Origin of the sequence: Spirosoma lacussanchae, assembly GCF_005870035.1 — a bacterium.
Classification (GTDB): domain Bacteria; phylum Bacteroidota; class Bacteroidia; order Cytophagales; family Spirosomataceae; genus Spirosoma; species Spirosoma lacussanchae.
Genome location: NZ_SWJG01000012.1, coordinates 104,104 through 126,273, shown reverse-complemented (window position 1 = coordinate 126,273; position 22,170 = coordinate 104,104). Strand labels below are relative to the sequence as shown.

21 protein-coding genes and 1 pseudogene are annotated in these 22,170 nt (G+C 54.2%); 18 read left to right on the top strand and 4 right to left on the bottom strand.

Features of this window, described 5'->3' with window-relative positions; all coding sequences use genetic code 11:
* Window positions 1-118: 118 nt before the first annotated feature.
* Window positions 119-3,160 (bottom strand): annotated as a pseudogene (locus FBR45_RS25075) (efflux RND transporter permease subunit); the annotation flags it as partial.
* 109 nt (window positions 3,161-3,269) lie between these two features.
* Window positions 3,270-3,614 carry a DUF6660 family protein gene (locus FBR45_RS25070; protein WP_138507212.1) on the bottom strand — a complete coding sequence of 115 codons (345 nt, stop codon included), beginning with the start codon at window positions 3,612-3,614 and terminating at the stop codon, window positions 3,270-3,272.
* A 116-nt stretch (window positions 3,615-3,730) separates the two neighbouring features.
* On the opposite strand from FBR45_RS25070, the gene FBR45_RS25065 reads away from it, so the two are divergent.
* The gene (locus FBR45_RS25065) at window positions 3,731-4,780 is read left to right on the top strand and encodes a sialidase family protein (RefSeq protein ID WP_138507211.1); all 1,050 of its coding nucleotides are present in this window, start codon (window positions 3,731-3,733) and stop codon (window positions 4,778-4,780) included.
* 56 nt (window positions 4,781-4,836) lie between these two features.
* Here the strand turns inward: FBR45_RS25065 and FBR45_RS25060 are convergent, their stop codons facing one another.
* A complete protein-coding gene (locus FBR45_RS25060) occupies window positions 4,837-5,205 on the bottom strand; it encodes a four-helix bundle copper-binding protein (protein ID WP_012931288.1) in 369 nt (122 codons plus the stop codon).
* An 818-nt stretch (window positions 5,206-6,023) separates the two neighbouring features.
* Here FBR45_RS25060 and FBR45_RS25055 point away from each other — a divergent pair.
* The 9 genes from FBR45_RS25055 (at window position 6,024) to FBR45_RS25015 (ending at window position 13,334) form a co-directional block, all read left to right on the top strand.
* Complete coding sequence (locus tag FBR45_RS25055) at window positions 6,024-7,100, top strand: YncE family protein (RefSeq protein WP_012931289.1); 1,077 nt, start codon at window positions 6,024-6,026, stop codon at window positions 7,098-7,100.
* A 14-nt stretch (window positions 7,101-7,114) separates the two neighbouring features.
* On the top strand, window positions 7,115-7,981 hold the full coding sequence (locus FBR45_RS25050) for a DUF2911 domain-containing protein (protein WP_012931290.1): 867 nt from the start codon (window positions 7,115-7,117) through the stop codon (window positions 7,979-7,981).
* Window positions 7,982-7,985: 4 nt separating this feature from the next.
* The gene (locus FBR45_RS25045) at window positions 7,986-8,669 is read left to right on the top strand and encodes a class I SAM-dependent methyltransferase (protein ID WP_012931291.1); all 684 of its coding nucleotides are present in this window, start codon (window positions 7,986-7,988) and stop codon (window positions 8,667-8,669) included.
* Window positions 8,666-9,109 (top strand): 5-fold beta-flower protein, encoded by a 444-nt coding sequence (locus FBR45_RS25040; protein ID WP_012931292.1) that lies wholly within the window; start codon window positions 8,666-8,668, stop codon window positions 9,107-9,109. The genes FBR45_RS25045 and FBR45_RS25040 overlap by 4 nt, the downstream gene beginning before the upstream one ends.
* Before the next feature lie 56 nt (window positions 9,110-9,165).
* Entirely contained in the window at window positions 9,166-9,882 is a 717-nt protein-coding gene (locus FBR45_RS25035; RefSeq protein WP_012931293.1) for a DUF2231 domain-containing protein, read from the top strand.
* 6 nt (window positions 9,883-9,888) lie between these two features.
* Window positions 9,889-10,668 (top strand): hypothetical protein, encoded by a 780-nt coding sequence (locus FBR45_RS25030; protein ID WP_138507210.1) that lies wholly within the window; start codon window positions 9,889-9,891, stop codon window positions 10,666-10,668.
* Window positions 10,665-12,155, top strand: a complete 1,491-nt coding sequence (locus FBR45_RS25025) for a multicopper oxidase family protein (protein ID WP_138507209.1) — start codon at window positions 10,665-10,667, stop codon at window positions 12,153-12,155. The genes FBR45_RS25030 and FBR45_RS25025 overlap by 4 nt, the downstream gene beginning before the upstream one ends.
* A gap of 67 nt (window positions 12,156-12,222) precedes the next feature.
* Window positions 12,223-12,714 carry a DUF3347 domain-containing protein gene (locus tag FBR45_RS25020; RefSeq protein WP_138507208.1) on the top strand — a complete coding sequence of 164 codons (492 nt, stop codon included), beginning with the start codon at window positions 12,223-12,225 and terminating at the stop codon, window positions 12,712-12,714.
* A gap of 53 nt (window positions 12,715-12,767) precedes the next feature.
* A complete protein-coding gene (locus FBR45_RS25015) occupies window positions 12,768-13,334 on the top strand; it encodes a helix-turn-helix domain-containing protein (protein ID WP_171044962.1) in 567 nt (188 codons plus the stop codon).
* Between the two features lie 66 nt (window positions 13,335-13,400).
* Here the strand turns inward: FBR45_RS25015 and FBR45_RS25010 are convergent, their stop codons facing one another.
* Window positions 13,401-13,619: a hypothetical protein gene (locus FBR45_RS25010; RefSeq protein ID WP_138507206.1), complete on the bottom strand. Its 219-nt coding sequence runs from the start codon at window positions 13,617-13,619 to the stop codon at window positions 13,401-13,403.
* Between the two features lie 173 nt (window positions 13,620-13,792).
* Between FBR45_RS25010 and FBR45_RS25005 the strand changes: the two genes are divergently transcribed.
* The 8 genes from FBR45_RS25005 to FBR45_RS24970 all read left to right on the top strand — a co-directional run bounded on the left by FBR45_RS25005 (window position 13,793) and on the right by FBR45_RS24970 (window position 22,169).
* Entirely contained in the window at window positions 13,793-14,404 is a 612-nt protein-coding gene (locus tag FBR45_RS25005) for a helix-turn-helix domain-containing protein (protein ID WP_246082387.1), read from the top strand.
* Between the two features lie 101 nt (window positions 14,405-14,505).
* Window positions 14,506-14,733 carry a heavy-metal-associated domain-containing protein gene (locus FBR45_RS25000; protein WP_138507205.1) on the top strand — a complete coding sequence of 76 codons (228 nt, stop codon included), beginning with the start codon at window positions 14,506-14,508 and terminating at the stop codon, window positions 14,731-14,733.
* A 401-nt stretch (window positions 14,734-15,134) separates the two neighbouring features.
* Window positions 15,135-15,344 carry a hypothetical protein gene (locus tag FBR45_RS24995; protein ID WP_138507204.1) on the top strand — a complete coding sequence of 70 codons (210 nt, stop codon included), beginning with the start codon at window positions 15,135-15,137 and terminating at the stop codon, window positions 15,342-15,344.
* 116 nt (window positions 15,345-15,460) lie between these two features.
* A complete protein-coding gene (locus FBR45_RS24990; protein ID WP_246082386.1) occupies window positions 15,461-16,855 on the top strand; it encodes an efflux RND transporter permease subunit in 1,395 nt (464 codons plus the stop codon).
* Window positions 16,836-17,465 carry a class I SAM-dependent methyltransferase gene (locus FBR45_RS24985; RefSeq protein ID WP_138507203.1) on the top strand — a complete coding sequence of 210 codons (630 nt, stop codon included), beginning with the start codon at window positions 16,836-16,838 and terminating at the stop codon, window positions 17,463-17,465. The genes FBR45_RS24990 and FBR45_RS24985 overlap by 20 nt, the downstream gene beginning before the upstream one ends.
* A gap of 10 nt (window positions 17,466-17,475) precedes the next feature.
* Window positions 17,476-19,419, top strand: a complete 1,944-nt coding sequence (locus FBR45_RS24980) for an efflux RND transporter permease subunit (RefSeq protein WP_138507202.1) — start codon at window positions 17,476-17,478, stop codon at window positions 19,417-19,419.
* A complete protein-coding gene (locus tag FBR45_RS24975) occupies window positions 19,370-20,743 on the top strand; it encodes a TolC family protein (RefSeq protein ID WP_246082385.1) in 1,374 nt (457 codons plus the stop codon). The genes FBR45_RS24980 and FBR45_RS24975 overlap by 50 nt, the downstream gene beginning before the upstream one ends.
* A complete protein-coding gene (locus FBR45_RS24970) occupies window positions 20,721-22,169 on the top strand; it encodes an efflux RND transporter periplasmic adaptor subunit (RefSeq protein ID WP_171044961.1) in 1,449 nt (482 codons plus the stop codon). Before FBR45_RS24975 ends, FBR45_RS24970 begins: the two co-directional genes overlap by 23 nt.
* Window position 22,170: the final 1 nt, after the last annotated feature.

The window sequence follows — 22,170 nt, the reverse complement described above, 5'->3', positions numbered from 1 at the left end:
AAAGATTTGCGAGCTGTTAGCTATTAGTAAGCCCACGCTGTATGCCTACATACGTGCCAGCCAGAAAGCTAGCTGATGTATGTAGGTTTCTTGATGGAACATTTCGTACGAATGTGGGCAGCCCCCCGACGACGGTCGCCAGGGGCCGCTGCACTTCGGCCCCGGCGGTGGTCGCCAGTGCCATCGGCAGAAAGCCCAGCGAAGCCACCAGCGCGGTCATCATCACGGGCCGTAGGCGCGTGGCCGTGCCCTGCAAAATAATGTCGCCAAGGTTCGTCTGTCCTTCGGATTTAAGGTGGTTGAACTCACCGATGAGTACAATGCCATTGAGCACGGCTACGCCAAACAGGGCAATGAAGCCCACCCCCGCCGAAATACTGAACGGCATCCCCCGGAGCCAGAGCGCGAACACGCCCCCGATGGCCGAAAGGGGAATGGCTGAAAAAATCAACAGACTCTGCCGCACCGAGCCAAACGTGAAGAACAACAAGAGGAAAATCAGGCCGAGGGCCACCGGTACGGCGATACTGAGCCGGTCACGGGCCTCCTCTAAATTCTGAAACTGACCGCCGTAGGTCACGTAGTAGCCGGGGGGCAGCTTCACCTGACGGTCCAGCTTCTGCTGCAACTCGCGCACGACGCTTTCCACGTCGCGTTCGCGCACGTTGAAGGCCACCGTGATGCGCCGTTGGGCGTTCTCGCGCTGAATCTGATTGACGCTGTTCTGAAACGATACATCGGCGATCTGGCTTAACGGTACGGCCTGACCATCGACTGTTGATACCAACAAGTTCTGCACGTCTTCGAGCCGTTGGCGGCTTTGCTGCTGCAAACGAACCACCAGGTCATAGCGTCGTTCCCCTTCGTAGACCAGCCCCGCCGAGGCCCCTGCAAAGGCCGCCTGTAGGTACCGGTTGGCTTCTTCGATGCTCAACCCGAAACGGGCCAGCGCATCGCGGTCGAAGCGGACTACAATCTGCGGCAGGCCCGACACTTGCTCGACGTAGAGATCTTTCGCGCCCGGCACCGTACTAACCACTCGCCCAATGCGGGCCGCGTAATCGGCCAGAATGCCCAGATCCTCGCCGTAGAGTTTCACGGCTACGTCCTGCTTCACGCCCGTCATCAGCTCACTGAAGCGCATCTGAATGGGTTGCAGAAACCCAAAACTCACGCCGGGAATCCGCGCTAAGGTTGCCTGCATTTTTTGCGCCAATTCCTCCCGGCTGCTGGCCGAGGTCCATTCCTTCCGGTCTTTGAGAATCACCATCATATCAGCCGCTTCAATGGGCATCGGATCAGTCGGTATCTCGCTGGCCCCAATCTTACCGACCACTTCAACTACTTCGGGATACGCTTTCTTGAGTAACGCACCCGCCTGCTGAGTGGCCTCAACCGTCTGGGCCAGCGACGAACCGGTCATCACGCGGGTTTCGACGGCAAAATCACCCTCGTCCAACTGGGGAATGAACTCGCCCCCTAAGCGGCTGAAGATGAACAGGGCCACGGCGAAGAGGGCGACCGACAGCCCGACGACGATGCCCTTATGGCCCAGTGTCCACCGAATAACCGGGTCGTAAAGCCGATGGAAAAAGGCCATAATGCGGTCAGAGATTGTACGCGTTCCTTCCCGCACGGGCTTCTTGCTCAGCAGCAGGGCCGACACCATCGGCACGTAGGTCAGGGAAAGAATGAACGCCCCGGCAATGGCGAAGGCGACCGTCTGCGCCATGGGCCGAAACATCTTGCCTTCGATGCCCACCAGGGCCAGAATGGGCAAATACACGATGAGAATGATGATTTCCCCAAACGCTGCCGACGAGCGGATGCGGCTGGCCGATTCATACACTTCCTCGTCCATCTCGGCCTGCGTGAGGGTGTGCCGGTAGTTCTTCAGGGCGATGTGGTGCAGGGTAGCCTCGACGATAATGACGGCCCCGTCCACGATCAGCCCGAAGTCGATGGCCCCCAGACTCATCAGGTTGCCCGAAACGCCGAAGAGGTTCATCAGACTCACCGCAAAGAGCATCGACAGGGGAATGACCGAGGCCACCACCAGGCCCGCCCGCCAGTTGCCCAACATGAGTACCAGCACGAAGACGACGATCAGGGCTCCTTCAATCAGATTCCGCTCGACGGTGCCGATGGCGCGGTTGACGAGCCGGGTGCGATCCAAAAAAGCGTGAATCTCGACCCCTTCGGGCAGCGACTTTTTGATCTGCTCGATGCGGGCCTTGACGTTGCCAATTACTTCGGACGAGTTAGCTCCTTTCAGCATCATGACGATGGCTCCGACGACTTCGCCTTCGTCATTTCGCGTCATGGCCCCGTAGCGGATAGCACTCCCCAACTGCACCTGGGCCACATCGCGCACCAGCACGGGTACGCCTTCATCGGTTCGGCGCACAACGATTTTGCTAATGTCCTGTAGCGTCCCGATCAGTCCCTCGGAGCGAATAAAATAGGCGTTGGGCCTGCGGTCGATGTAAGCCCCACCCGCGTTCTGGTTATTGCGTTCGAGGGCCAGGAACAACTCATCCATCGTTACCCCGGTAGACCGGAGCCGTTGTGGGTCAACGGCCACTTCGTACTGTTTTAGCAAGCCCCCGAAACTGCTGACGTCGGCCACCCCCTTCGTTCCCAATAGCTGCCGGCGAACGATCCAATCCTGAATCGAGCGCAGCTCCATCGCCCCGTAGCGTTTCTCGTAGCCGGGTTTAGCCCGGATAACGTACTGATAGATTTCGCCGAGGCCCGTGGTGACGGGGGCCAGTTCGGGGTCGCCGGCATTGGCTGGTATTTGAGAGCGGGCCTGTTGCAGGCGTTCAAAGACCTGTTGGCGGGCTACCAGCACATCCACCGCATCGCTAAAGACGATGGTGACGACCGATAAGCCAAAACGGGAGATGGACCGTACCTCGACCAGATCGGGCAGGGTGGCCATCGTCTGCTCGATGGGAAAGCTGATGAGCCGTTCCACGTCGGGGGCCGACAGGGCCGGGCTTTGGGTGATGACCTGCACCTGATTATTGGTGATGTCGGGCAGGGCATCGATGGGCAATCGGGTCAGCGAATAGCCACCCCACACGATGAGCGCGAGGGTGAACAGCCCGATGATAAGCTTATTCTGAATGGAAAATCGAATGATGCGATCCAGCATGATCGTGTCTGAACAAATGGACAATAGGAAGATGCCGAACGCGCAAAAACCACCTGACTACGCCTTTTCAGGGCATAGCCGGGCAGTCCATCGCAAACGGCGAGGGTGTTCAGACCTGAAGCTGAGGGGGTTGCCAGATGGCCGTAATGGGGTCGAGGGGGTGTTCCGAAGCGTAGCTAAACCCAGCTACCGCAGCCGGTGCATTTTCGACGGAGGGAGAAAGTGAATACTGGAATCGGGGGGCGACCGTCAGCGTAGCCGCGCAGCAGGCGCAAATACAGAACGGCGAACAGGCATCCTGCTCGTGGTGGTGCGCCTGCTCCGATTCGGTCGGTGTGGCCGACGCGACCATAACCCGACCTGCCTGACCGGTCGTCGGTAAGGGTTCATCTGTACAAGGCCAGAGCGAGAGAGCCAGCAGATAAAAGGCCAGTAGGGTTGTCAGCCACTTCACAAGGGCAAAGGTACGACAAATGCTTGTGCAACAGGGAGTCAAAAATGGAATCCTGATCAGTATGTTATTAAAATATCCGCAATGACTGCTTATTAACAAAGTATCTGACAAAACTTATGCGCTACCTACTATCAGCTCTGTTACTACTGTGTTTTTCTGGCGTTTTCAGTCAGGCTATTAAGAGTGATTTATGTTTTGCAAAGGGACATCTTCCCGTCGTTACATCCGAAGAAAACGGAATAGTGCATTTGGTCTATGGTCAGGACTCAACTATCTACTACGCCGTCGCAGACAAACAATCCTATCAATTCAGCCCACCGGTTGCAGTAGCGACGTTATCACAATTAGTCGCTGGGGCCAAACGAGGGCCACAGATAGCAGTAACTGAAAAATACGTTGTCATCACCGCTGTCAATCGAGCGGGTAATCTGTTCGCCTACTCGCTTGACCGGCAAACGGGTAAGTGGTTTCCTACCGTGCAAATCAATGATGTACCGGAAGTAGCCAAAGAAGGATTCCAGTCGATAGCCAGTGCGTCGCCGGAGGTATTTCATGCAACCTGGCTCGATTTGCGGGAGGACAAACGGAACAAAATTGTAATGGCCACTTCCCGCGATGGAGGGCTCACTTGGTCGGCAAACCGGGTAGTGTATCGTTCACCCAGTGGAACTGTTTGTGAATGCTGCAAAGTCTCGATAGCCGCCATAGGAGATGAAGTGTATATCCAGTTCCGAAACTGGCTTAATGGCTCCCGTGATTTGTACCTGGCCCACTCGGCTGATGGCGGAGCGACCTTTGCTCCGGCGCAAAAACTTGGTTCTGGAACTTGGCAACTAAACGCATGTCCAATGGATGGCGGTGCGGTGACGTTGTCGCCATCAGGTCAGCCACTAACTGTCTGGCGACGAGAAAATACCTTGTTTACCTGCCAACCGGGTCAAGCCGAACAAGCCATTGGTACAGGTCGAAATATAACGGCTGCAACCGGCCCGTCAGATACTGCTGTAGTTTGGGATGAAGGGGGTATAGTTTGGCTAAAGCGTAATGGAAATGATCCGATCAACCTTGGCAAAGGCCAGCTACCGAGCGTCGCGCTGACCGATCAGGTAGCCATATGCGTTTGGGAAGCCGACGGACAAGTGATGATGAAAATAGTACATCTCTGAATCAAAAAGCCCATAATACGATCTATTACGGGCTTTTTGACAGAAAGGGAAACTGATTAAGCGGCTATACTATGCGCCCCCTGTGCCATCTTGCGGCAGGCTTCGGCACACCGACGGCAGGCTTCGGCGCACTGCCGACAGTGGTCCATGTGAGCCGCATGTTTTTCGCACTCGGTGGCGCAGGCTTCGCAGATGTGGGCGCAAAGCTGACACACATCGGCCGCGTGTGCGCTACCACTGGCCATAAACGAGATGGCGGTATAGCAGATTTTAGCACAGTCACGGTCGAGCCGGATGCAGTCCACCATCATCATTACGTCCTGTTCTGAAAGGCAGGCTTCGACGCAGGCATCGCAGCTGACAGCGCAGGCCTGACAGGCTTCGATGCAATCCTGATACTGTTGAGGGGCTAAGGCAGTTGTCATACTTAAAATAAATTTGAGGTTTTGTTTCTACGTGATTAACAGGTTGTATGAAGTAAGGTTTTTCTTCCCAGACCACTCGATAGGATAATAGGAGTAAACAGCTGACCTTGACAGACAAACGAAAAGTTTTATAAGACACTCTGAAAATCTTACAACACTACCTATTCAGAATAACCCCTATGTTTGCAGCGTGAAAAACCCTGTTGTCCATCGGTCCTGGTTTACTCGTCTGCTGTGTTTGTGGCTGGCGGGGTCCGTGCTGTTTGCCAGCAGTGGTTTCGTCGTGGTGGACCACTGGTGCCTAATGAGTGGCAAGAAGGTCGAGAGCCACCTAATGCCCAAGGCGTGTTTAAAAGCCTGTTCAGAGGAAGCCGCCTGTCCGCAGGACAAATCAACCCGGACAATTCACAGAACACCCTGTTGTAAGGAAGTCGCTCGGTATGAACACTTAAAAACCGAACAATCGAACGCTGTTCACGCTATCGAGGTGAACCCGATTATCAGTGATCTTCCCTCTTTTGCCCAGTTAGCGCGGTTCCTATCCGTGTTATTACCGATTAGTGAGCCTTCCTCTGCTCCCCAACAGCCCGACGATCCGTTAATCCGATCCGGGCGTTTCCGATTAACCTCTCTCTGTAGTTGGCTTATCTGAGCCGATTCGTTCGTGCCATTACCGCTGGCAGACGCATCAGTGCGTCTTGGTCTGCGGCTTTTGGCATGTAGTCTCTCCACCTGGCATCGTCTTATTTCTGTTCGGATATACATCCGACGTAAGGTTGTCCGGTATTTCTATAAAATTCAACAAACCTACTAAAACAATGACTAAGTACACTAAACTGGTGGCATTACTGCCGCTTATCCCCCTGGCAGGTTGCATGAACATGGACAACATGAACGCAACTCAGCCAATGCTGAACATCAACTACCCAGCCGCCTACGTGGTCAATGCTGAGGGAAACAGCCTGTCGGTTATTGACTTAACCGGGCAACAGGTGAAAGAAACTATTTCGTTTGGGGACGCTTCTATGACCGGCATGAACATGAGCAACATGATTATGTGGCCGCACCATATTTACCTTTCGCCCGATGGCAGCAAACTGGGCATCGGTGTGCCGGGCATGGACCTCAGTGCCGGGCATACGGGGGGAACAACCGGAATGAATGGCCGCGTACTGGTGGTCAACCCGGTAACGGGCCAAACAGCCCAAAACCAGCAAACTCCGGTGATGAACCATAACGCCGTTTTCTCCGCCGATGGAACTGAAATCTGGACTTCCCAAATGGATATGACGGGCAAGGTACTGGTTTATAACGCCAGTACAATGGCTCTGAAAAATACCATTACGGTCGGTATGGAACCCGCCGAGGTAACGATGTCGTCCAATGGGCAATATGCGTTTGTTGCTAACGGCATGAGCAATTCAGTGTCTGTCATTAAAGTTTCTGACAAGTCGGTGGCGAAGACCATTGCCGTTGGTGAAGACCCGGTTGGTGCCTGGCCGGGCGCGGATGGCCGAATGTACGTGGATAATGAAAAAGGCCAAAGCATCAGCGTCATTGACGTAAACACGCTATCGGTGGTCGAAACCGTGAAACTGGGCTTTACACCGGGTTATGCCGCTTATCATCCCACCCGGAACGAACTCTGGGTCAGTCAGGCCGGAACGGGCAATAAAGTGGTCATTTTCGAGCGAATGAATGGAGCCTGGATGAAGATGGGCGAGGTTATGACGGGCCTGGATGCCCACGCTATTGTTTTCACCAAAGACGGAGCCACGGCCTATATCACCAATCAGGGAGCCGCAACGGTGTCTGTTCTGGACGTAGCCAAGCGCACTAAAATCAAAGACATTTCAGTTGGCAAGAAGCCCAACGGCATCGTGCTTAAGTATTAATCTAACCAATTCACATGACCAATTCCTTAACAAAATCAATGCTGGCCATTGCCCTGCTGGCTGGCTTAATGGCCCGGCCCGCGTCGGCCCAACTGAGTATGCCCGAACCATCGCCATCGGCTACGGTGATGCAGAAAATCGGCTTTACCGACCTGACGATCAACTACTCCCGCCCGGCGGTGAAGGGCCGGGTCATCTTCGGCAAGCTGGTTCCCTACGGCGAGTTGTGGCGCACCGGCGCGTCGGATGCCACCATCCTGACCATCTCCGACCCGATGACTGTAGCCGGAAAACCGCTGCCCGCCGGGAAGTATTCGCTCTTCACCATTCCCACTCGCACTGAGTGGACGGTGATCCTGAATTCCTACACCGAAGGGCACGGCACGACGGGCTACGACGCAAAAAACGATGTGCTGCGGTTTGCCGTCAAACCTGATTCGTCGGCGCGGTTCTACGAATCGTTCACCATCGAGGTGCAGGATGTCGTGAAAAATCAGGCCAACCTGTACCTGACCTGGGCCAATACGTCAGTTCATTTCCCGCTCGTGAGCAATGCCGACGACCGGATTACGACCGAAATTTTGAAGCGCACAGCCTCGGCTACCGACGAGGAGCCGGGCGTATTTTACCAGTCGGCCCTGTATTATTTCGACGCGGGTAAAGACCCGAAACAGGCTTTGGCCTGGGCCACTAAAGCCGCCACCCTCAAACCGGCCTTCAACTACCTGCACCTCCAGGCTAAGTTGCTGGCACAAACAGGCGATTATAAAACGGCCATTGCTGTAGCCCGCAAATCGTCGGAATTAGCCGCCGAAAAGAAGTTTACCGAGTTCGTCACGCTGAACAATCAATTGATTGCCGGGTGGGAGAAGAAACTGTGACTTTATGAAAACGCTGTCTCCGACTTACAAACCAGCCCTGCGTTGGAACAGCCTGACCCGGTTTTACGACCAAATCATGGCCCTGACTATGCGGGAAGACCTTTTCCGAATGCTGTTGCTTGACCCAATACGGGATCAAAAGCCGCATTACGTACTGGATGTCGGTTGCGGTACGGGGACACAAGCTCTGCTGTTGCATCGGCTCTTTCCTGATGCCAGCGTTTTTGGTCTTGATGGTGACGAGACGGTTTTGGCAATAGCCAGGCAAAAACACGCCCACGCCGGGTGGCCCGTGACACTGGAACAGGGACTTTCGACGGCCCTCCCTTATCCCGATGGAAGCATGGACATTGTGACCTGTAGTTTATTGCTCCATCACTTGTCGGATACAGACAAAAAACAGTCAATCCGGGAGATGTGGCGGGTGCTGATACCGGGTGGCGCACTTGCCTTAGCGGATTGGGGGGAACCCGCCAACGATGCCATGCGGCTGCTGTTCTACGGGCTTCAACTCTTTGACGGTTTTGATACAACCAGGGCAAATGGACGCGGGCTTATACCAAATATGCTCTACGATGGTGGTTTTCGGCAGATTACTCAGACCGGACAAGTCAACACCCTTTTTGGAACAATGGCCTTGTACTATGCAGTCAAACCAACCTACATTAATCAAACGACAATACGATGAAAACCAAATCCCTGTTTTTTGCCCTGTTCGCCCTGCTGTTGGGCACGCCTTCGCTGTTGCTGGCCCAGTCAGCCAACTACAAAAATCCCATGAGCATCAATGCCAGTGGGCAGGTTAAAGACGGCACCGGCGCTACGGTTGGCACGGTTTCCAAAGACCGGATGATTATGGATGCTAAGGGCCAGAAAATCGCTTTCGTGGATGGGCAAGGCAACTTAGTAGATGCCAAAACGGGTAAAAAAATGGGTCGCATGGGGAAAGATGGCAAAACATACATGGATGCCAACGGCGACCTGATGTTCACCATTAAGGACAACGCCGATGAGACTTGCGACATCGTTGATGCGAACGGTAAAAAGATCGGTAACGTACACGACAGCTACAAAGGCTCGGCTTGTGCGTTGCATTGCTTTCAGGCTGGGCACACACATAAGCAATAAATCTGGATAATAAGGTCCCTTTTATACGGGCTGATTAGCTAACACATACTACGATTATGAGACAACGACACATCATCTGGGTACTGCTGCTTTTAGTTGGGTCAGTACAATTCAGTTTTGGGCATGGCGGCCACAAAAAGAAGAAAGCTCCCATAGACTCGGCCCGACACGATTCGGCCATGACCTCGGCCCGGCCGATGACTCACGCGGGTATGGCTACCGATAGTATGCACATGGACGAGGTGCAGGCAATGGCCCCCATGCCTGCCCCCTTAGCGGACTACCCAACCTATCACCCGATGGTTGTTCATGCGCCCATCATCCTGCTGTTGCTGGCCGCGCTGCTGCAACTGGTTGCCCTGATCAGACCATCCAGTCCGCTGAACTGGTTGACCTTCCTGGTTGCCCTTGGTGGAACGGCGGGGGCATACGTGGCTGGTACGTTTGTGCATCCGCATACGGATGGGTTGAGCGAGGCTGCTCAGGTAGCCTTAGAAACCCACGAAACCTATGCCGATTACACCCTCTGGCTGGGGCTGGCCGGTACGCTGCTGAAAGGCGTAACGCTCTGGCGACCGCTGAAGTGGCTGGAGGGCGTTACGGCAATTGCCCTCGTCGGGGCCGGTATTGCCGTAGGGCTGGCCGGGCATCAGGGCGGAGCATTGACGTACCAGTACGGTATTGGGCCGCGCGGGGCATACCTCGAACAGCATGAAGAAGGGGCTGCTGATGGAAATCGACACGAACACAAACATCCAGAGGAAGCTAAGTAAGTGAGAATGAATCGAACCTGGCATTTACGCATTCGCAAAACGCACCGCTACCTGGGGGTGTTCATTGGCATCCAGTTTCTGCTCTGGACGGTGGGCGGGCTGTATTTTAGCTGGTCGAATCTGGACGACATCCACGGTGACCACCTCAAACGCCCGGCTGTCGGATTGTCGGCTTCGATGTCGCTGGTTTCCCCGTCGGTTCCACTTCGGTCTTTGCAGCAAAAAGGTGTCGATTCTATCCTGAACATAGCCCTTATTGAGGTGCTGAACCAGCCTATCTACCAGCTAAACTACCGAATGCAACATGGCAATGGTCACGCGATGGCGCAGGTGCAGTTAGCTGACGCAGCGACGGGACAACTCCGGGGTGAACTGACGCAGGCGGAGGCTACTGCGTTAGCCAGACAACGCTTCGCGGGGCCATCTACCGTCGAGCGAGTCGAGTATCTGACAAGTACCAACGGCCACCACGAATACCGCGAAAAACCCCTGCCTGCCTACGCCATAACGTTTCGGCAACCGGCGCACGCGACGGTATATGTGGCGGCTCAGTTGGGCACCGTGCAGAGCGTTCGCACCGATCCCTGGCGAATATTCGACCTGTTGTGGATGCTGCACACGATGGACTACGAAGGCCGCGACGACATCAACAACGGCTTACTGCGGGCTTTCTCTATTCTGGGCCTGTTAACCATCACGTCAGGGTTCGCGCTCTATTTTGTTTCCTCGCCCCAACTCCGACGAAAGAAAGTTAATCGCCCTAAACCAATTACACTTCCGTCATGAATCGACAGGACTTTTTAAAGACACTTGGTTTGGGAGCCGTTGCGTCTGTTACCGGCTCATCGCTGCTGACGGGTTGCAATACCCACGATATGTCGGCCGTGAACATGACTCCCGGCATGGAAAACATGGGGCCGTCGGTAACCGAAATTCCATTCACGACACCCCTTCGGTTTCCTGAAACGATTACGAACACCGGTCAGTTAACGGCCAAATCGGTCATTGATGCCATTCTGCCTGGTAAAAATGCCCGAGTGCTGGGGTATCGGGGCGGTATGCTCGGGCCAACGATTCGGGTACAGAATGGCTCCGATGTTTCGTTACGCTTCACCAACAACTTAGACGAAGAATCGAATATCCACTGGCACGGGCTGCTGGTGCCTGCCGAGATGGACGGCCATCCGACTCAGTTAGTACAAGCGGGGGGGGCGTTCACCTATACGTTTCGGCTGAATCAGGCTGCCAACATGGCGTGGTATCACCCCCACCCCCATGAAAAAACCGGCAAACAGGCAAATCTGGGGCTTGCCGGCATGATTATCGTCGAGACCCCCGCCGAGCGCGCCCTAAACCTGCCATCGGGCAGTTACGAACTGCCTATGGTGATCCAGGACAAACGCTTAGACGGCAACGGTGCGCCTACTTATAATCCCAGTATAGACGATGTGATGATTGGCTACATGGGCGAAACTATCATCGTCAATGGTGTTGCTGGTGCCGTACAGACGGTATCGACCCGCATGTACCGGCTACGGGTGGTCAATGGCTCCAACGGGCGAATCTATAACCTGGCTCTGAGCAACAACGCCCCCTTCTGGATTATTGGCTCCGATGGTGGTCTGTTGACTGCCCCCGAACAGGTCACGGCTCTGTTGTTATCACCGGGCGAACGCGCCGATCTGCTGGTTGATTTTGGCAAAGTCGCCGTAGGAACCGACGTGTTTCTGAAAAGTAACTCCTTTACCGGGGCCACCTCGCAGGGCGGGCAGGCATTCAATATCCTCAAGTTTACGGTCAATAAAGCCGAAACCGACCCGTTTCAGATGCCCGCGACCCTCGGAACGGTTTTGCCCCTTTCAACGGCTTCAGCGACCAAAACCCGCCTGTTCGACATTGGGATTTCTATGGAAGGCATGAACGGCATGGCGATGCGCGGTATGCATACCATTGGCGGAAAAACGTACCTGAGCAGCCGGATTGACGAGTCGGTTAAACTCGGCGATACGGAAATCTGGGAGTTCGATAACAGCAAGGGCGACGAACCCCACCCCATGCACCTGCACGGAACGTTTTTCCAGGTGTTGAACCGGGTAGGTGGACGAAATGCGTTGAATGCCACCGAAAAGGGCTGGAAGGATACCGTTCTGGTTATGCCTGGTGAGCGGGTTCGCATTATCGCTCAGTTTACGAAGCCCGGCACATTCGTCTTCCACTGCCATAATCTCGAACACGAGGACGACGGCATGATGCTCAACTTCCGGGTTAGTTAACATCAAAAAAAAGTCACCTAAATCAATTTTAGTTTACCATTTTGTTTCACTTAATTTTTTAATACGGATGAAAACCAGTCGTTTCTCCGCCTTGCGGTTCGCTGTGGCGGCTTTGAGTCTCTCCCTTTTTTCGGCGGCTGCCTCGGCGCAGGACACTGCCCCCGCACTGACCGCCTACTACGGCGTAAAAGACGCACTTGTTGCTACTGATGCGGCCAAAGCCAAAGCGCAGGCAACCTCGCTGACCGCAGCCCTGAGCAAGGTCGAGGCTGCTAAACTCTCAGCCACCGATAAGAAAGCCTTAGCGATGGCCAAAACTCACGCTGCTGCCATCGGTAAATCAACCGATGTGGACGATCAGCGGGCGCAGTTCGAGATGCTCTCGACCAGCATGATTTCGCTGGCCAAAGCCACCAAACCCGCCAAGTCTTACGTGCAGTTCTGCCCGATGGCTGCCAACGGTAAAGGAGCCTCCTGGTTGAGCGACAAAAAAGAAGTTCGCAACCCGTATTATGGCGACAAGATGCTGAAGTGCGGTTCGGTGAAAGAAGTAATTTAAGGGATTGCGCCTGGCCATTTCTCAGGATGGCCGGGCGCAAAAATTTGTCTATAATGGCCATTCAGGAACTTCATATCAAAAACATGGTTTGCGACCGCTGCGTGCGGGCGGTTCGGCAGGAACTCGAACGACAGGGGTACGTGGTTCGCCATATCGAACTGGGCCGGGCGGCTGTGGAAGGAACCCTGATTGAGCTGGATGTGCTGGAGGAGGGATTAGCGGCATTGGGCTTTGAGCTGCTGACCGACCGGAACGCCCGAACCGTTAACCAGATTAAATCACTGATTATCGACCTTATTCAAAGCGGACAGATTGCGAAGTTGAATATTACCCTGTCTGATTATCTTTCCCAACAACTCGGTAAAGACTACGCCCACCTTAGCCATATTTTTTCGACCACCGAACACATCACTATTGAGCGGTTTTGGATCATGCAGCGCGTCGAACGGGCCAAAGAATTGTTGAGTTATCGGGAGTTGTCAATTAGTGAAATTGCCACGCAGTTAGGCTATAGCAGCTTATCCTATCTGTCCAATCAATTCAAACAGGTAACCGGCCTGACCCCCGCTACGTACCGCGACCTGAACGCACCCGACCGCAACCCGCTGGACTGGATATAGACGGTCGAAATGATCAGTTACGGACGCGGCCCGGTCAACTACTTGACCGGGCCGCGTTGTGTGGGTTCAGGAATCTTTCTTCATCTTCATTTTACTGTGATCCATTTTACTGTGGTCCATACCCTGCATCGAGCCAGATTTTTCATTCATCTTCATGGTACTATGGTCCATTTTTTTGGTCGCCTTAGCCTGTTTTTTGGCCGCTTTTGCGGGTTTCTGGGTTTGAGCGAACCCTCCGCCAACCAACAGCAGCGAGAACGTAAAGGCAATGATTGTCTTTTTCATGGCAAATTCGTTAAAAGAAATATGTTATTTCTACCTGTTTTGAACCTTACTCTGACGCGGTTGTTCAACGGTAGACTTGTAAAATTTTTGGATTAGCTCATTTCGCAAAAAACTGTAAAGACAGGCCAAAATTTTGTAGAACAAAAGCCGGTTCGTTTCCCCATTTTTGTTTGATGAACAGGGAGAGAGGAGACATAAATAGCAGCCTGACTACTATATTGGTTAAAGGACTGACCAGCAGCGGGTTGATACAACGTGTTCGGTACGAACTTTCGGAAGCCGGGTTTCGGGTCGTCGCCATTCGTCCGGGGAGGATTACAATAAAGAAGACGGGGTTGTGGCTCAAGCTGGAGCCTCTGCTTGGTATCTGGGGAGTTTTTCTGTTGGATGAGCGGGAGCAGCAGGTAATCGAACACGCCCAAAACGTATTAGTGAATAGTCTGGCCCAATGGTCACTACCGCTTCGGAGCCTCTTAAAACACCTCAGCGAACAGACCCGTTGCCCCTATGAACAGCTTAACGATTTATTTCTGGCGACCGAAGGGATGACGTTCGGTCGGTATGTCGTGCTACAACGCTTAGACAAGGCCATTGAACGGCTCACGTACTCCAACGCAACAATAGCTGAAGTAGCCCGGCAAACTGGCTATCAGGACGAAGCCCATCTAATCAGGCACTTAGATGCCGAGCGGGGCTTGCCACCCGCTCATTTTTTGGCCCTCCGGGATGCCCGAATGGGCCAGAAACCGCACAGGTTGGTTACTGCTCCCGTTGGGATGAACTAACGACCGACAGATTTTACAAGCACTGCCCGAAATTGTGTAATGCATCCGGGTTATGAATAGCAGACCTTTGTCTATAGTTCACCCGATAATTCGTGAAACAAATGGAAACGACAAAGCAATCTGAAATTCAGTTTAAAACAAACATCAAGTGTGGCAGCTGTATCGTTACTGTAACCCCATTTTTAGATAAAACGGTTGGTGCACAGCATTGGCAGGTCGATACGGCCAGCCCTAATAAAGTGCTGACGATACAGGCAGATGGAGTGTCAGCCGAGCAGATTCAACAGGCGGTTCAGCAGGCCGGTTACAAAGCTGAATTGTTAGGTTAATAACCTTTTGGTTAAAACCGGTTGGTGTCTGATAATAAACTGTATACCAACCGGCTTTAGCCAACGGATAGACGCATTCATTTCGGTTAAAATCCCAATTATTTTATAATAAACGGGCCTTAATCTTATAACTCAGCCCGTTCGATTTTGCACTATTTTTGTGCTAAATTAGTTTTCACATTAAACAGTCATTGGTGCGGACACTTAAAAACATAGGCTTGGTAAGTTGGGGACTCTGGCTAATGCTGGTACTCGGTGGCTTCCGGCCTGTTACTGGCCGTGCCTGTCCTACCCAATCCGCCGTTCCCTGCACCTGTTGCTGCTCGGCTGGTCATTCGACCAACGCCGAAAATAGGTCGGAATCTGCCGCGTCCTGTGCTTCCGAAGCCTGCTCGTCAACGGTGAACCCGGCTGATGTTTCGGTTCGGGTATCGGTGGCCCCCGCCCAGGACGTTCTCAATGATCAACCTTCGCTGGTACTGGTCTATCATCAGTGGCTCCGCTCTCTGCTGGCAGCCAGCCATGATGCAGGTATGCGCCCGTCGCACAGCTACGATTTCCCTCCCTTCGAGCGCGATGTGTTTCTGCGTCTGCGTACTCTGCTTATCTGAATTTATCGATTTTCTTGGTAACCCATTGACTGTGCGTGGCTTTATTGGGCCATTTCGCCAGTTACTGAGTTATTCTGTTATGTACTGTTTGCTTACCGCTTAACCATTCTACCCCAATGATTGAGGGCTTAATTAAATTCTCCATACGCAACCGATTCATCGTCCTGCTGATTGCAGCCGGGCTGTTCGGCTGGGGCGTGTACTCCGTCAGAACGAGCAAGATTGACGCGATTCCCGACCTGTCGGAGAATCAGGTCATCGTCTTTACCGAATGGATGGGCCGCTCTCCGCAGCTCATCGAAGATCAGATTACCTACCCGTTAGTGACGAACCTTCAGGGACTGCCACAGGTGAAATATGTGCGTGGTACGTCCATGTTCGGCATGAGCTTCGTTTATGTCATTTTCAACGACGACACGGAGGTGTATTGGGCCAGAGAGCGGGTATTGGAACGGCTCAACTATGCGGCCCGGCTGCTGCCGGGGGGCGTTTCGCCGACGCTTGGCCCCGACGGTACGGGCGTGGGGCATATTCTCTGGTACACGCTCAATGCGCCCGCTATGGATCTCGGTGAGCAGCGGGCCGTACAGGACTGGTACGTCAAATTTGGGTTACAGAACGTGCCGGGCGTGGCCGAAATCGCGTCGTTTGGTGGCTTTCAGAAGCAGTACCAGGTGACGCTTGACCCCAACAAGCTGACTTACTACGGTCTGTCGGTACCGCAGGTCATCGGGGCTATCCGGGCCAACAACAACGAAGCCGGGGGCCGCAAGTTTGAACTCAGCGGTATAGGTTACATTATCAAGACGACGGGCTATCTGCAATCGGTCGAGCAGATTCAGAATATCCCGCTCAAGACGATCAGCAGCGTTCCCGTGCGCGTAGCCGACGTAGCGACGGTGCAGATGACGGGCGAAACCCGGCTGGGCATCTTCGACCTGAACGGGCAGGGTGAGGCCGTGGGCGGCATCGTGGTGATGCGCTACGGCGAGAACGCCGACGAGGTGATTGGCGACGTCAAGAAGAAAATGGAAGAGGTAGCTAAGGGACTACCCGAAGGCGTAACGTTCAACATCGTCTATGACCGTAGCGGGCTGATTCAGGAATCAGTTGCATCGATTCAGCACACGCTGATTGAAGAAATGATTGTCGTGTCGCTGGTAGTGATTCTGTTCCTGCTGCACTGGCGGTCGGCCATCAGCATCATTATTCAGATTCCGATCACCATCGCCACGAGCTTTATTCTGCTCAACGCCTTCGATATCTCCTCCAATATCATGTCCCTGACAGGCATCGCGCTGGCTATCGGGGTGATCGTCGATAACGGCATCATTATGGCCGAAAACGCCTATAAGAACTTAGCCACCCGGCAGGCTGAATTAATGGCAGAGCGCAATCAGCAACCGCCAACGACCCAGCCTGACAATACCGATCAGGGCAAACTGAACGGACAAAAGCACCGCCCCGCTACCCCTCAACCAACCGAGATCTATGGAAATGAACGCACCTAAAAAGCATTGGGAGACCATCTACCAAACTAAGCAAGCTGTCGAGGTTAGCTGGACCCAGGAAATACCAGTCACGTCGCTGGATTTCATTCGGCAGGCACAGTTGCCTAAGTCGGCCCGTATTATCGACATCGGCGGGGGCGACAGCAAGCTCGTTGATTTTCTGCTGGATGAAGGCTACGAAGACATCAGCGTCCTTGACATCAGCGAAGTAGCCCTCAACCGGGCTAAACAACGGTTGGGCGAACGGGGGGATCGGGTAGAATGGATTGTGAGTGACATCACAACTTACGCGCCGATTCAACCCTTCAACTTTTGGCATGATCGGGCGGCATTTCACTTCCTGACTACCGCCGAACAAATTAATCGGTATATGACCACGGCCCGTGTTGGTGTGTCTCCTAATGGCTACGTCACTATTGGCACATTCTCCGAAACAGGCCCGGAAAAATGCAGCGGTTTGCCCATTCGACGCTACAGTGAACAGACCCTCACTGACGAGCTGGCTCGCGGTTTCCGCAAACTTCGGTGCATTACTGAGGACCACATTACGCCCTTCGATACGAATCAGAACTTTCTGTTCTGCTCGTTTCAGCGAGTGCATCAAAACTGATTCAAAGACCATGTGGGAAAAGATAAAGAAAAGGTTCGGATTCGGGCCTAAAAACTACGTTGAAATCCCCGACGAGGAACGGCTGGCGATCATCGAGCGGTCGAGCATTCAGGTGTCGCGGGGGGTGTTCTATTCGACCATTATCATCATTACGTCGTTTCTGCCGGTGTTTCTGCTGACCGGGCAGGAAGGAAAGTTGTTTCACCCCCTGGCCTGGACCAAAACGTTTATCCTGCTGGTTGATGCGCTATTAGTGGTGACGCTGGCCCCGGTGATGCTATCGCTGTTCATGAAGGGCCGCTTCAAGGATGACCACGCTAACCCGATTAATCGCTTCTTAGAACGGGTGTATGAACCCATCATCCGGTGGGTGATGCGCTGGCGTAAGACGACGATTGGTATCAACCTGTTAGCCCTGGCTATTAGTATACCAATGCTGATGAGTCTGGGTTCGGAGTTTATGCCGCCGTTGGACGAACAAAGCATTCTGTTCATGCCGGTTACGCTACCCGACGTATCGAACGCCGAAGCTAAACGGATTTTGCAGGTGCAGGATAAGTTGATTAAGTCGGTGCCGGAAGTCGATAAGGTGTTGGGGAAAGCGGGGCGAGCATCGACAGCTACGGATAACTCACCCATCAGCATGATCGAGACCATTATCATGCTCAAACCCAAGTCCGAGTGGCGGGAAGGCATCACCAAGAAAGACCTCATCAACGAGCTGGATGCCAAACTTCAGATTCCGGGCGTGGTCAACGGCTGGACGCAGCCCATCATTAACCGAATCAATATGCTCTCTACAGGCATCCGTACCGACGTGGGCATCAAGGTACACGGACAGTCGCTCGACAGCATCTACGCCGTATCTGAGAAGGTCAAGGCGGCTTTGGAAGGTGTTTCGGGTGTAAAAGACCTCTACGTCGAACCCGTCACGGGCGGCAAATACCTGACCATTGATGCAAACCGGGAAGCCTTGGGTCGCTACGGACTGAGCGTGGACGATGTGAACGGCGTGGTTGAATCGGCCATTGGCGGTTCTCCCATCGGGCAGACCATTGAAGGTCGTCGGCGGTTCTCGATTAATGTGCGGCTGGCGCAGGACTATCGCAACAGCGTTGAGCGCATCCGGCGAATTCCGATTGCTACGGCCTCGTTCGGTACCATCCCGCTCTCGGCGGTGGCCACGGTGAAGTTTGAAGATGGTCCCCCGATGATTACCTCCGACAATGCGCTGCTCAGGGGGGCGGTGATGTTCAACGTCCGCGACCGCGACCTGGGAGGAACGGTGCAGGAAGCCATCAATAAAGTAAGCAAAGAATTGAAACTGCCCAATGGTTATTTTCTGGAATGGAGCGGGCAGTACGAAAACCTGATTCGGGGTAAGCAAACGCTGATGATTATTGCCCCCGTGGTGCTGGTGATCATTTTTCTCTCGCTCTACCTCGCTTTTGGTTCGGCGCGGGAAGCGTTTCTGAGTTTGATTACGATTCCCTTCGCGCTGATCGGCGGGGCGTACATGGTCTATTTCTACGGGGTAAACCTGTCAGTGGCCGTGGCGGTTGGCTTTATCGCCCTATTCGGTATTGCGGTCGAAACGGGCGTGGTGATGGTGATCTACCTCAACGATGCCATGAAGCAACTTGTCGCAAAACGGGGTAATTCCCGCGACACCATCAGCCGCGACGAGTTGCGCGAATACGTTATCAACGGCGCGGCCAAACGGCTCCGACCTAAAATCATGACCGTATCGGTGGCCCTGTTTGGCTTAGTGCCGGTGCTGTGGGCATCGGGGGTGGGGAGCGATGTAATGTTGCCCATCGTGCTGCCCATGATTGGAGGGGTACTCACTTCCTCGACGCACATTCTGCTGGTGACTCCGCTGATTTTCTTACTGACGAAAGAATATGAACTTAAAAAATTTGGTAAACTGGATGTGCTGGAAGCTTCTCACTAACAGTCTGCTTGCCGCGTTGCTGGTAACGCAGGTTGGTTTGGGCCAGACGCGGCCCCAGCCAGTCCCGTCAGCCGTGCAGTCGCTGACGGGGACTGACCAGTACGTGCGGCCTTCGGCCGCTGCTCCATCCGGCCTGGTGCTGGCTTTAGACAGTGTGTTGGTTCGTATCGACCGAGACAACCCACTGCTTAAACCCTACAGCAGCCGGGCGGCAGCCGCCCGTGCCTATGCTGAAGGGGCTCGGAGTTGGATGGCTCCAATGGTAGGTGGCGGGGTTTTCATGGCCCCCTATCCAATGCAAATGGTCATGGATCAGCGGGATATGGGGTATGGTATGATTGCCATTGAACAGGATATTCCCAACCCCGTCAAACAACGGGCGAAGCAAGTATTTCAGCGGTCGAAAGCGGCTGTGGAAGAAGCTGGTCGCGGCATCACGCTCAACCGGCTCCGCTCCGATGCCAAAGGGCTTTACTTCGACTGGCTGGTGCTGGAAAAACGGCGGTCGGTGCTGGCCGAGAACCGGCAGATTCTGCAAACAATGAAAAAGCTGGCTGACATTCGTTACCCGTATCAGCAGGGCAGTCTGGGCAATATTTACAAAGCGGAAGGCCGACTGTATGAGCTTGACAACATGGTGACAATGACCGAGTCGGAGATCCAACGCAAACGCATTGGCCTGAACACGCTGATGAACCGCCCCCAAACGGAAGCGTTCGGGATTGACACCACCTACTGCCCCACCGAACCGCAGCCGGTTGTGCCATCGACGGAGGAAATCAGTCAGATCCGGTCAGATATTCTGCGCATGGATAAACAAATTCTGAGTATGCGGGCGGGTATTGAAGCGCAGCGGGCGCAGGCCCGGCCCGATTTCCGGGTTCGCTTCGACCATATGCAGCCCCTGGCTGGCACGAAGAGTATGATGCCAACCCAGATGACAATAATGGGGATGATCTCGATACCCGTTCTTCCCTGGGCCTCACGGATGTATAAGGCCGAAATCAAAGGCATGGAACAGGACATCGCGGCCATGCGCTACGAACGCGAAGGAATGCTTATTGAAACGCAGGGTATGGTGGCCCAGATGCTCACCGACATTCGGACGATGCGAACGCAGTTGGAGAATTATGAACGGCGGGTGATTCCAACAATTCGCAAGAACTACGATACCCAGCTAATTGCCTACGAGCAGAACAAAGGCGATCTGTTCGTGGTGATTGATGCTTGGGAAACACTGAACATGACCCAGATGGATTATCTGACGCGCCTACAGGAGTATTACCGCATGATTGTAAGTTATGAGCGAGAACTGGAGAAATAAGAACAGGCTGGGGCTGATGGCCTCCCTCGTCGGGCTTGTCCTGACTCTGTTGGCAGGCTGCCAGGCAGACAACGACAACAAAGAAGCAACGGCACCGGCCAACCCAAATACAGGGGTTCATAGCGGTCATACCCACGAGACCGCCGAGGAAGCTTACACCTGCCCCATGCACCCGCAGATTGTGCAGGGCAAACCCGGTTCGTGTCCCATTTGTGGCATGGATTTGGTGAAAAAAGTAACGGCCGGTGGCGACAGTCTGGCGATCAATGCCGACCTCAAAGCCCTGTTACAACCCACTAACTCGGTGGTGGTGGCCAATATTGCAACCGTGCAGCCCGAACAACGCACGGCAGCGGTATCCGTACAGGCTAACGGCATCATAACCTACGACACCCGGCGACTTTACACGATTCCAGCCCGGTTCGGCGGACGTGTCGAAAAGCTATACGTGCGCGTTAATTATCAGCCCATTCGCAAGGGCCAGAAACTACTGGAACTCTACAGCCCCGACATCGTCACGGCGCAACGTGAACTGCTCTATTTACTCGATGCGGATGCGGACAACGCTCCCCTGATTGCCGCAGCCAAACAAAAGCTTCGATTGCTTGGCGTAACCGACGGGCAGATTGATGAGCTGACCCGTACTCGTAAACCCAGTTATGCCTTGGCTGTGTACAGCCCTTATGATGGGTATGTCATCGAAGAATCGGCGGGTACACCGCCTTTGCCTGCTGCTGGCGGCATGGGTAGTGCCGGAGCCGGTAGCGGCATGGGGGGTGGAGAAGGTATGGGGGGCGGTATGTCAGACGGGGGAAGCTCTCCGGGTACGGATGAAATCACGTTTGCAACGCCAACCCCCGCGCCGGGGAGCGAGGGCGTTGTTGGCTCGTTGCTGCTACGCGAGGGGCAGTACGTCCAGACCGGGCAAACCTTGTTCCGGGTCGTAAACCCCAGCCGCCTGTGGGCCGAGTTCCGGCTCTACGCCCGCGATGCGGCTGGCATCAAACCCGGCGACGAGCTGACCATTGCCTTCGACCAGACGGGCGAGGCTCCGCGCCGGGCACGGGTCAGTTTTGTAGTGCCTTTTATTGAAGGAAACGGGCAGTTCGTTACCGTGCGGGCGTATCTGCCGGGGAGTAATTCGGTGCGGGTGGGCCAACTGGCCCGCGCTACGCTTCGGCGGTCGGGCGGGCCGGGGCTTTGGCTACCCGCTACGGCCATACTCGACTTAGGCAACGAGCAGGTCGCCTTTGTGCAACAAGAAGATGCGGCTAATACCTTCCGGCCCGTGCGGGTGCAGATCGGTCAGCAAACAGGTGGGTATGTTGCCATCACCAGCGGGCTGACGGGTGAGCAGGTCGTTGCCCGCAATGCCCAATTTTTAATCGACAGCGAAAGTTTTGTTAACGTAGCCACCACAAAATAGC

Bases quoted from the DNA above. Each gene is read 5' to 3' on its own strand.
- FBR45_RS24980 (WP_138507202.1), top strand. From the start codon at position 17,476: ATGTGGGAAAAGATAAAGAAAAGGTTCGGATTCGGGCCTAAAAACTAC.
- FBR45_RS25055 (WP_012931289.1), top strand. From the start codon at position 6,024: ATGACTAAGTACACTAAACTGGTGGCATTACTGCCGCTTATCCCCCTG.
- FBR45_RS25050 (WP_012931290.1), top strand. From the start codon at position 7,115: ATGACCAATTCCTTAACAAAATCAATGCTGGCCATTGCCCTGCTGGCT.
- FBR45_RS24970 (WP_171044961.1), top strand. From the start codon at position 20,721: ATGAGCGAGAACTGGAGAAATAAGAACAGGCTGGGGCTGATGGCCTCC.
- FBR45_RS25030 (WP_138507210.1), top strand. From the start codon at position 9,889: ATGAATCGAACCTGGCATTTACGCATTCGCAAAACGCACCGCTACCTG.
- FBR45_RS24975 (WP_246082385.1), top strand. From the start codon at position 19,370: ATGAACTTAAAAAATTTGGTAAACTGGATGTGCTGGAAGCTTCTCACT.
- FBR45_RS24990 (WP_246082386.1), top strand. From the start codon at position 15,461: ATGATTGAGGGCTTAATTAAATTCTCCATACGCAACCGATTCATCGTC.
- FBR45_RS25020 (WP_138507208.1), top strand. From the start codon at position 12,223: ATGAAAACCAGTCGTTTCTCCGCCTTGCGGTTCGCTGTGGCGGCTTTG.
- FBR45_RS25005 (WP_246082387.1), top strand. From the start codon at position 13,793: ATGAACAGGGAGAGAGGAGACATAAATAGCAGCCTGACTACTATATTG.
- FBR45_RS25040 (WP_012931292.1), top strand. From the start codon at position 8,666: ATGAAAACCAAATCCCTGTTTTTTGCCCTGTTCGCCCTGCTGTTGGGC.
- FBR45_RS25060 (WP_012931288.1), bottom strand. From the start codon at position 5,205: ATGACAACTGCCTTAGCCCCTCAACAGTATCAGGATTGCATCGAAGCC.
- FBR45_RS25000 (WP_138507205.1), top strand. From the start codon at position 14,506: ATGGAAACGACAAAGCAATCTGAAATTCAGTTTAAAACAAACATCAAG.
- FBR45_RS25015 (WP_171044962.1), top strand. From the start codon at position 12,768: ATGGCCATTCAGGAACTTCATATCAAAAACATGGTTTGCGACCGCTGC.
- FBR45_RS25045 (WP_012931291.1), top strand. From the start codon at position 7,986: ATGAAAACGCTGTCTCCGACTTACAAACCAGCCCTGCGTTGGAACAGC.
- FBR45_RS25035 (WP_012931293.1), top strand. From the start codon at position 9,166: ATGAGACAACGACACATCATCTGGGTACTGCTGCTTTTAGTTGGGTCA.
- FBR45_RS25065 (WP_138507211.1), top strand. From the start codon at position 3,731: ATGCGCTACCTACTATCAGCTCTGTTACTACTGTGTTTTTCTGGCGTT.
- FBR45_RS25025 (WP_138507209.1), top strand. From the start codon at position 10,665: ATGAATCGACAGGACTTTTTAAAGACACTTGGTTTGGGAGCCGTTGCG.
- FBR45_RS24985 (WP_138507203.1), top strand. From the start codon at position 16,836: ATGGAAATGAACGCACCTAAAAAGCATTGGGAGACCATCTACCAAACT.
- FBR45_RS25010 (WP_138507206.1), bottom strand. From the start codon at position 13,619: ATGAAAAAGACAATCATTGCCTTTACGTTCTCGCTGCTGTTGGTTGGC.